This window comes from Novosphingobium nitrogenifigens DSM 19370 (genome assembly GCF_000192575.1).
GTDB classification, from domain to species: Bacteria; Pseudomonadota; Alphaproteobacteria; order Sphingomonadales; family Sphingomonadaceae; genus Novosphingobium; species Novosphingobium nitrogenifigens.
The window spans coordinates 411,569-421,219 of the sequence record NZ_GL876935.1 but is presented as its reverse complement, the minus strand read 5'-3'; the positions used below and the strand labels follow the sequence as shown (position 1 = coordinate 421,219).

Here is a 9,651-nt window from a genome sequence, read left to right as displayed (position 1 = left end):
TAGGTCAAACTAGACGAGGGCTGGCTGTTGTTTACCCATGGCGTGGGACCGGTACGGCGCTATTCGATCGGCGCTGTGCTTCTGGACAAGAAGGATCCCAGCCGGGTGATTGGTCGTTCGCGCGTTCCGCTCGTGAAGCCTGAAAAGTCCGAGCGCGAAGGCTATGTACCCAATATCGTCTATTCCTGCGGGGCCATGAAATTTGGTGACCGGATCGTTCTGCCCTATGCGATTTCCGATACGTTCTCGACCATGGCGACGGTAAATATTGCGGCCCTTGTCGATCTGTTGATTCAAGGGGGTGCTGTTGATGGCGCTTGAAGCATGGCGAATGTGAGGCCGTTTTTTGCGTGTTAACGGGATGATATTTTGTAAATTACGCCTTGCTGTATTTCCGGCGTGGTGGCCTGGATACAAGCCGACAGATCTGCCCTCCGATGAAAGTCACTCAGCATGTTGATCCGCGCCGGATACGATATCGGTTTTACCTGCGAGCATCCTGTTCCGATGCTGGCCAAGCTGAGCGTTCACACATCGCGCAACAAGGATCTGCGCACAGCGCAGCGTATCTTCACCACGCCCGATGTGTCGCTGTATGATTATGTCGATGGTTTCGGCAATATCTGCACCCGGTTGACCATGCCGGCAGGCGGCCTCACGATTTCCTGCGGCTTTGTGATCGAGGATTCTTTCGAACCCGATCGGGTGGACATTCATGCCCGGCAGGCATCGTTGGCCGAATTGCCCGATGACGTGCTTCAGTATCTGCTCGGCAGCCGTTATTGCGAGACAGACCGCCTGATGGAAATGGCATGGGGCCTGTTTGGGCATGTGCCGCAGGGTTGGGGGCTGGTGCAGGCGATCGTCGATTATGTCCATGACGCGATTTATTTCGACTATATGGCCGCTCGCCCGACCAAGACCGCGTGGGATGTGTTTCACGAGCGCACCGGCGTCTGCCGAGACTATGCGCATCTGGCGATCACGCTGTGCCGCTGCATGAACATTCCCGCGCGCTATTGCACCGGCTATTTGGGCGATATGGATTTGCCCGCGATCATGGGCGATATGGATTTTTCTGCGTGGTTCGAGGTATGGCTGGGTGGGCACTGGTATGTGTTTGACGCGCGCCATAATTTCCCCCGCCGCGGGCGCATTTTGATGGCGCGGGGGCGCGATGCGGCCGATGCAGCGCTCACCACCACCTTTGGCCTCGTGACCCTTTCCCGCTTTGAAATATATACTGACAAGGATCGGCTGGGATAGGTGGGAGTATCTGTTGTATGGTGCGCTGTCTGGCCTGATCGCGTGACCGATAGACCTTCTTGCGGCCCCGTTCGGTCTTGGGGGAGGAGAAGAAGCTCTCCATCGCCGCGTTATCCCAGCAATTGCCCGATCGGCTCATGGAGCAGGTCACACCATAATCCTGCGTCAGGCGCTGGAACTGCTCACTGGTATATTGGCTGCCCTGATCCGAATGATGCAGCAAGGCATCGGGTTTGCCCCGGCGCCAGATGGCCATCATCATGGCATCCGCAACCAGTTGAGCCGTCATGGTCGCGCTCATCGACCAGCCCACGACACGGCGCGAGAACAGGTCAATGACCGCCGCGACATAGAGCCAGCCTTGTGCTCTCTGTTCGATGAAAACACCTTATCTCGGTGTCCATCAAACCCGCAGCAGGCCAAACCGGCAGCAGGCCAGTGTCTCATGCACGCCGCCTAGGCAATCGGTCGGCGTTATATTAAGGTGCGCGGCGGGTGTTCGGGGCGGTGGAGCTTGGCGTGGCTTCAATATCATTGGGTGAGAGTGGGGGCGAAGTCCTGGCGGGCGAAAGTGTCGCGTCGAGGAAGCCGGTGCGGAACCAGGCGATCGAAACGCTCAGGATTCTGGCGGCGTTCGGGATCGTTGCCTATCATTCGAACGCGCCCTTCCATAACCTTGCCTATGCCGGCCTGATCGTGTTCCTGATCCTGTCGCCGATGGTCGACGTTCGCTACAACTGGGGCAGGCCGCGATCGGTGGGGCAACTGGCGCGCACGCTGCTTGCGCCCTGGGCCTTCTGGATGGCAATTTACGGGATGAAGGATGTCGCCCAGCATTCTCCGGTGCTCGGCGCGGGCAATCCGGTTGCCGGCATCCTCATGGGGACGAGCCAGCATCTGTGGTTCTTGCCTTTCATATTCGTCGCTCTGCTCTTGACCAACAAGGCCAAGGTCTGGTGCCCGCCTTTGGCGCTGTTCTGGCTCTGCGCGATCGGTGCAGGGCTGCTGCTTGCGACGGTTTCGATCTGGCGTCCGGCGTCGCTGGGTTGGCCGTTGCCGCTTCCGCAGTGGATCCATGCCTTGGCGCCGGTGATGATCGGGATCGTTCTGGGGCTGACGCCTCGGGTTGGGAAAGCCGCCTGGCTTGCGGTGGTGCCGTTGGCGGGCGCGCTGGTCGTTGCCATCGCGGCCGATCTGCCTGGGGTGAGCGACACTTATGCGCTTGGGATCGGTCTGACCGTCCTTGCGGCCACATCCCCGGCGGCCTGGTGGCCTCGGCGCTGGGTGGTTCAACCGGTCGCCGAATGCATGATGGGTGTCTATCTGACGCACATCCTGTTTTTGAAGATATTCTCGACGATCTCCGGAAGCGGCAACTATCTGACGGTCATTCTGACGTTCGTGTTCGCCTCGCTTTTCGTGTGGATGGCCCGGACCATGTTTCCGAAGTCGAAATTGGTTCTCTGATGGCGATCATGATTGTAGGGTGCCTGTTCTTGACTTGATCCCTCTCTCCGAATTTATGGTAAACCTTGGGAAATGTTGTATTTCCCGACATCCTTGATAAGAACTCCCTGAAATGACCTGACCGGCATTTTCGAAGCCGGAATTCGGTTCCGAAACCCAAGGGGCGCGTTGCATGGCGGCCCTGCTGCAGTGGCGAAGGGGATGAGCGCGTTGTCCGGATCGACGGCAGGAAAACCTCGATCGGTGCTGGTCGTCGGCAATTATGCGCCGGACAAGCAGCGTTCGATGCAGGCGTTCGGACGGACGCTGGCGGACAATCTTCGCAGGCTGGGCGTCAAAGTCGCTTTCACGGCGCCGCCGGTGGTGTTCGGACGGTTTGCCGGGGAAGATCCGCGTCTCCTGAAATTGTTCGGATATCTCGACAAGTTTCTGATTTTTCCGGCCATTCTGGCGGTTCGCTCGCGGCTTTGCGACATCGTTCACATTGCTGACCATTCCAATGCGCTGTACCTCGACATTGCCGGGCGACGGCGGACGCTGGTGACCTGTCACGATTTGTTTGCCGTGCGGATCATGCTGGGTGAGGTGCCGGGGCAAAGCTGGGGTCTCAACGGGCGTATCCTGCAAAAGCTGATCTTTCGGGGCGTTCGGCGTGCGCGCCGTCTGACTGCGGTATCCGAGGCGACGCTGGCGGAATTGCGCCGCCTGATCGGGCCCGATGTGCCCGCCACGTTCATTCCCAATGCGCTGCCGGAAACCTTCGTTCCGGTCGCGCCGGAAGAAGCCGACAGGCGCCGTGCCGCGCTCGGCCTCGATCCCGCGATCCCCTATTTCCTCCACGTCGGCGGCAACCAGTTCTACAAGAACCGGCCTGGCGTCGTGCGATTGTTCGGGGAACTGGCGAAGACCGCGCCCTTTGCAAAGCACCGTCTGGTTCTTGCCGGAAAGCCGCCCAATCAGCCCCTGCTCGATGCTCTTGCACAAAGTCCGGTGCGCGATCGTATCGATGTCGTCGTCGATGCAGCCGACGCGGATATTTTGGCGCTCTACAGCCGTGCCGAGGCTTTGCTGTTCATTTCTCTGGATGAAGGGTTCGGCTGGCCGGTGCTGGAAGCGCAGGCTTGTGGGTGTCCGGTGGTGACCAGCGATCGGGATCCCATGCGCAGTGTCGCCGGGGCGGCGGCGGTTCTTGTCAATCCTGAGGAACCTGTGTCGGCGGCTGCGATCATTGCCGAGGCGGCGTCGGGTCTTGCTGACATGCGTGAAGCCGGTTTTGCCAATGCTCGCGCCTATGCGCCGGGCGAAGTCTTCCCACGCTATCTCGACGTCTATCGCGAGTTCTGATCGAGCGGACTTGCGCCCTCTGTCACATGACTGTCGCCAATTTGTCGTAATTGCCCCTTCGAACAGAGCGAACGGGTGGGCACAATGCGCTGTCTGGTGGTGGAAGACGATCCGGTCATTGCCGGACATATCGTTCGGGGATTGGGCCAATCCGGGATTGCCGCGACTTGGGCGTGCGGCATGGCCGAAGCGCTTGTTCATGGGCGCAAGGGCGGGTTCGACACGATCGTGCTCGATCGCCTGCTGCCCGACGGCAATGGGTTGAACTTCCTCGCGACCTTGCGCCGCAAGGGCACGACGGTGCCGCCGGTGTTGATGTTGAGCGCGCTGGGGTCGGTCAAGGACCGGATCGAGGGGCTCGATGGCGGGGCGGACGACTATCTGACCAAGCCGTTCGACATGGACGAGCTGGTCGCGCGGGTTCACGCCATTGCGCGCCGGGCACCCGCGCGGGCGGCCGAAGAGGCGCAAGGCATGAATGTCGGGCGGCTGTGGCTCGATCCCCGGCGCCATGCCGCCTGCTTTGGCGAGGCTTCGGTACAGGTCAATCGCAAGCTCTATTCGCTGCTCGCCCATCTCATGCTCCATGCCGACCGGTTGGTGACCCGCGACATGCTGCTCGAACAGGTCTGGGGCTACACGTTCAGCCCGGGCACCAATATCGTCGAAAGCAACATGAGCCGGCTGCGCACCCGACTCCAGGAAATCGGCATCGATCCGATCGAGACCCAGCGCGGGGCGGGCTATGTCCTGCGTTCAGAGGCGTGCCGATGACCGCAATCCGTTCGGCATGGCCTGGGATCGGGCGCATCTTCATCATGTTTGGTGCGGTCTTTGCCGTCGCCATGCTGGCAATGGGGGCGGTCGTTTTCGTAGTGGCCGAACGCACGGTCGAGCGGCGGATCGATTCCGCGCTCGAATATCATGTCGGCAAGATCCTGCGGCCCGAGGATGGCCATGCCGCGACCAGCGTCGAAGTCGCCGCGCGCATTCGCAACTGGCAGTCGCGCAAGATCATCAGCGAACGGGCCTACATCCTCTATGATCCGGCCGGCCGATTGCTTGCGGGGCGGATCAATCTGCATCCTCCGGTCGGCTTTTCCGACGTGCTGTTCCGGGGTGGGGGCGTCAAGTGGCAGCGGGGCCGGGCTCTGGCGCAAAAGCTCGGGGATGGCTCGTTGCTGGTCATTGTCCAGCACAGCGAGGCGACGGCGCGGCTACGGGCGCTCATTCCCAATCTCGTGGTCGGAATCTTCGGGGTGGCGATGGCCTTCGGGCTGGGGGCAACCTGGCTTTTTGCGCGCATGACCGCGCGTCGCCTTGCCGCGACCGAGGCGACGGCCGATGCCATCGCGCAGGCCGGGGACGTGTCGCGGCGGGTGCCGATGGCCGGGCTCGACGGCATGTTCGCGCGTCAGGCACAAAGTCTCAATCGCATGCTCGATCGCATGGAGGATCTGGTCCAGACCCAGCGCCACTTTGCCAGCGCACTCGCGCATGACTTGCGCACTCCGCTCACCCGCTTGCGCTCGCTGTTGTCCGCCGACCTTGCTCAGGGTGACGGGGAGGAAGCCCAGCAACGCCGTCGTCTTGCCGTTGAACAGGCCGAACGGGAATGCGCGTCGATCATTGCCATTTTCGACGCGTTGTTGCGGCTCGCTGAAATCGAGAGCGGGCGCCACGGCGGAGGCATGGTCGACTTGCCGCTCGACGATCTGGTCGGCGAGATTGCCGAAACGATGGAGCCGGTGATTGCCGATGCGGGCAGTGTGTTGGTGACGGGGCCGATCGAACCGGCCGCGATCCACGGCGATCCGGGGCTGATTACCCAGATGCTGGTCAATCTGCTCGAAAACGTGGCGACGCATACCCCTTCCGGAACGCAGGCGCGGCTGTCGCTGCGACAAGAGGCGGACGATGTCGTGCTGACGCTGGAAGACAATGGCCCCGGGCTTGCCCGCGACGAATGCCTGCGCGTCTTGCGCCCGTTCGAACGCGGGCGACTGGCGGGCGGACGGCGGGGCAGCGGCCTGGGCCTGTCGATCGTGCAGGCGATCGTGCGGTTTCATCGCGGGCACCTCGACCTTGGCGGAACCGGGCCGGGATTGCAGGTGCGCATTGCCTTTCCGGCGCGTCGGACTGGCGGCGATCCGGGGGAAACGCTCGCATCTTCGGAAAATTCTAAATTTGCAATGTAGGTCGGTCGGGGGCGGCTGACGGGGTTTTGTAACGCAACCGTCACGGCATCGGCATACCCCGCCTCCCGACGGGCGGACCGGGGGTCCTGGCCGCCGCCAATGGGGTTCCGAAATGTCCATTCCTTCACTCGCCGTGGCGCTGGTGCGCTCGGCGGCATGTCTTGTCGCGTCCTCGGCGCTGGTCCTGGGCGGAACGGCTTTTGCCGCCGATGCGCCGGCCAAGGCGGAAAAGACGCTGCGTTGGCTCGATCCGGTCGTCTTTGCGCCCGATCGCGTGCTGCCCGCGCCGCCGCCTGCCGGATCGGTTGAGCAACATGCCGAAATGGCCGAGTTGCACGATCTCTGGGCAAGGGCCTCTGCCGTCCGCCATGCCGCCGCAGCACAGGACGGGGAGCAGAAAAATCCCGACGCTTTTGACGCGGTGGTCGGACGCGACCTGTTGCATCGTCCGGCAATGGCGCACTTGCTCGATCTCGTCGATGACGAAGTCGAAGCGCTGGCGGACATTTCCAAGCGCCACTTCCATCGCGCGCGTCCTTATGCCGTTGATCCCGCGCTTCCTCATTGCGGTCATGGCGAGGCCGGGGGGAAGGGGAGCGACCGCTCCTATCCCAGCGGTCACGCCGCCTTTGCCTGGAGCACCGCCTGGGTTCTGGCCGCGTTGATGCCCGAACGCAGCGCGGTGATTTTCGCGCGTGCGGCCGATTATGGTTTCAGCCGCGAAATCTGCGCCGTCCATTTCCCCAGCGATGTCGAGGCCGGGCACGTCCTTGGCGTTGCTGCCGCGACGGCCCTGCTTGCCGATCCGCGCCTTGCTCCCGCGATTGCCGCCGCCCGCGCCGAACTGCCTGCGCGCTGAGGCCCTTTTTCCCTTTTTTCCAAAGAACCGAGAGACCATCATGATCCGCAAGCCTGCCCTTTCGGCCCTGCTCGCCGCGACCAGTCTGGTCGCGCCCGCCATGGCATTTGCCGCCACTCCTGATTCCGCCACGCCCGATGCTCCCGCCGCGTCTGCACCCGCGGCCTCGTCCGATCAGTCCAGCACCGCCAATATTGCGGGGCAGGCCAACGACCGCCAGTCGCTGACCTCGTCCGACATTATCGTGACCGGATCGCGCACGGCTGAAACCTCGCCGATCACGGCCTCGCTGACGACGACCCAGCCGCAGTCGGCGGTTTCGCGCGAGTTCATCGACAATGCCGCCGCCAGTTCGGACTTCAACGAACTGATCGCGCTGACGCCCAGCGTTTCGTTGTCGGGCAACAACAACGGCGCCGGTTTCAGCGAGACCAAGGTCACGATCCGCGGGTTTCAGGACGGCGAATACAACGTCACCTACGACTCGATCCCCTTTGCCGACACCAACAACCCGACGCACCATTCGACCGCGTTCTTTCCGTCGAACACGATCGAAACCATCGTCGTCGACCGTGGTCCGGGCAATGCCAGCCAGCTGGGGCAGGCAACGTATGGCGGCAACGTCAACATGTACTCGCGCGCGGTGAAGGATACGCTCGGCGCGCAGGGCGAACTGCTTGGCGGGAACTGGGGCACGTTCATCGGTCGCGGTGAAATCCAGACCGGCAAGATCGATGCTTTGGGCGGGGCCAAGCTGATGCTGGGCGGACAGTTCCTGCGGTCAGACGGCGCGCTCACGTATTCTCCGGTCAATTCGAAGAACGTCTTCGGCAAGCTGGTCGTGCCGATCGGCACGGCCAACACGCTGACCGTGCTCAGCACGTGGAACCGCAATTTCTATTACCAGTCCGACGTGCTCAAGGGGGCGACCTGTGGCACGGGCGGGACAGCTCTTGCCGCGGGAACCCAGCTTTCGGCCGACAATTGTACGGCCGCGTCCAACATCGGGCAATATGGGCGCAATTACGGGTTGAGCAACAATCCGAGCCAGATGGATTACTGGAAGTACAACCGCACCGACAAGACCACGGATTTTTCCTACATCCGGTTGCAGTCGAAGCTGGGCAGCGGGTTCTCGATGGATAACCGCGCCTACATGTACGGGTATACCAACAATACCTTGTCGGCGAACAACGGCACGGTCGTGACCGGCTTTACCGGTTCGGGCACGACGGCTTCACCCTACAAGGCGGTGACATCGGCCGACATGCTTGGATACAACAAGCTCAACAAGTATCGCGTTTTCGGCTATATTGGCCAGGTCGATTACGAGTTCCGCCTCGGCAAGGTGCGCGTGGGCGCCTGGTACGAATATGCCGATACCGACCGCCACAACATGGATCTCGATCTCACCACCGGCCAGCCCAGCTACAACCAAAAGTTCGCCAGCGTGACCGGCGTCGGCACATCGCCCGACGTTTCGCTTGCCAACATCTCGTACCTGCAATCCTCGAAGTGGCATCAGTACCAGTTCTTCGGCGAATTCGAGTTCCGCCCGGTCGAGGGGCTCACGATCACGCCGGGGGTCAAGTACGTCCACTTCAACCGGTCGATCAGCGGCCCGGTGAACCAGAAGTCGCGCACGCCGATCGATACCGAGGCGACCTGGACCAAGACGCTGCCGTTCGCGACGATCAACTGGCAGGTCAATCCGCGCTGGTCGTTCTATGGCCAGTATGCGCAGGGCATGTACGTCCCTGATCTGTCCAGCTTTTACACCACGACGGGTACGGCCAACGATCAGGCGGTGCAGCAGCAGAATCTGGCCGCGCTCAAGCCCGAAACCACCACCAACTATCAGATCGGGACCGTCTGGCACGGCAAGGCGGTGTCGGTCGACGTCGACGGCTACGTCATCAACGTCGCCAACAAGATCGCCAAGGACACTTCGACCGGTGCGGTCAGCAACTCGCTCATCAATATCGGCACCGTTCACTATCGCGGGGTCGAAGGGCAGGTGAGCGCGATGCCGGTCTCGGGCCTGACCCTGTTCGCGAATGCGTCGTACAACTATGCGCAGAACATGCAGGCCGGGGCGCAGATCGCGCAGGCACCGTTCACCACGGCGGCGGCCGGGGTGATCTGGCACCAAAAGGGTTTGCGCGTCTCGTTCAACCAGAAATATACCGGGCCGCAATACGGGACCGAATACGCCGGGTCGGGGCCGCGCAGCTATCGCCTGAAGCCCTACAGCAACGGCGAATTCGCGATCGGCTATGACATCAATTCGCGCGTTCGCGTGGGCGGCACGGTCTCCAACGTCTTCAACAGCCGTGCGATCACGCAGATCTCCAACGGCAAGACTTATGGCGTGGACGACCAGTTCCAGTTCCTGCCGCCGCGTTCGGCCATGTTCGACCTGCGCGTCCGCTACTGATCCGGTTTCCGATGCATGATGACCCCGGCGCGATGTTCGGTCGCGCCGGGGTTTTTCATGACGAGCAAGTACTTCAGAAA

General features: G+C 62.0%; 7 protein-coding genes and 2 pseudogenes. 8 read left to right on the top strand and 1 reads right to left on the bottom strand.

Annotation, left to right across the window (positions count from 1 at the left end; translation table 11 throughout):
* Positions 1 to 15: 15 nt before the first annotated feature.
* Together Y88_RS18105 and Y88_RS18100 are read left to right on the top strand one after the other, a co-directional pair.
* Positions 16 to 321: pseudogene (locus tag Y88_RS18105) on the top strand (glycoside hydrolase family 130 protein); the annotation flags it as partial.
* Between the two features lie 132 nt (positions 322 to 453).
* On the top strand, positions 454 to 1,266 hold the full coding sequence (locus Y88_RS18100) for a transglutaminase-like domain-containing protein (RefSeq protein WP_008071894.1): 813 nt from the start codon (positions 454 to 456) through the stop codon (positions 1,264 to 1,266).
* Here Y88_RS18100 and Y88_RS19035 read toward each other — a convergent pair.
* Positions 1,196 to 1,633: pseudogene (locus Y88_RS19035) on the bottom strand (IS3 family transposase); the annotation flags it as partial. The gene Y88_RS18100 and the pseudogene Y88_RS19035 overlap by 71 nt on opposite strands.
* 224 nt (positions 1,634 to 1,857) lie before the next feature.
* Here Y88_RS19035 and Y88_RS18095 point away from each other — a divergent pair.
* The 6 genes from Y88_RS18095 to Y88_RS18070 all read left to right on the top strand — a co-directional run bounded on the left by Y88_RS18095 (position 1,858) and on the right by Y88_RS18070 (position 9,571).
* The gene (locus Y88_RS18095) at positions 1,858 to 2,733 is read left to right on the top strand and encodes an acyltransferase (RefSeq protein ID WP_232281139.1); all 876 of its coding nucleotides are present in this window, start codon (positions 1,858 to 1,860) and stop codon (positions 2,731 to 2,733) included.
* A gap of 201 nt (positions 2,734 to 2,934) precedes the next feature.
* Positions 2,935 to 4,077 carry a glycosyltransferase gene (locus Y88_RS18090; protein ID WP_157132692.1) on the top strand — a complete coding sequence of 381 codons (1,143 nt, stop codon included), beginning with the start codon at positions 2,935 to 2,937 and terminating at the stop codon, positions 4,075 to 4,077.
* Positions 4,078 to 4,161: 84 nt separating this feature from the next.
* The gene (locus Y88_RS18085; protein ID WP_008071885.1) at positions 4,162 to 4,851 is read left to right on the top strand and encodes a response regulator transcription factor; all 690 of its coding nucleotides are present in this window, start codon (positions 4,162 to 4,164) and stop codon (positions 4,849 to 4,851) included.
* Complete coding sequence (locus tag Y88_RS18080) at positions 4,848 to 6,275, top strand: sensor histidine kinase (protein WP_008071883.1); 1,428 nt, start codon at positions 4,848 to 4,850, stop codon at positions 6,273 to 6,275. Before Y88_RS18085 ends, Y88_RS18080 begins: the two co-directional genes overlap by 4 nt.
* Before the next feature lie 112 nt (positions 6,276 to 6,387).
* The gene (locus Y88_RS18075; RefSeq protein WP_081458680.1) at positions 6,388 to 7,134 is read left to right on the top strand and encodes a phosphatase PAP2 family protein; all 747 of its coding nucleotides are present in this window, start codon (positions 6,388 to 6,390) and stop codon (positions 7,132 to 7,134) included.
* Between the two features lie 40 nt (positions 7,135 to 7,174).
* Positions 7,175 to 9,571, top strand: a complete 2,397-nt coding sequence (locus tag Y88_RS18070; RefSeq protein ID WP_008071882.1) for a TonB-dependent receptor — start codon at positions 7,175 to 7,177, stop codon at positions 9,569 to 9,571.
* The last annotated feature ends 80 nt before the right edge of the window (positions 9,572 to 9,651 follow it).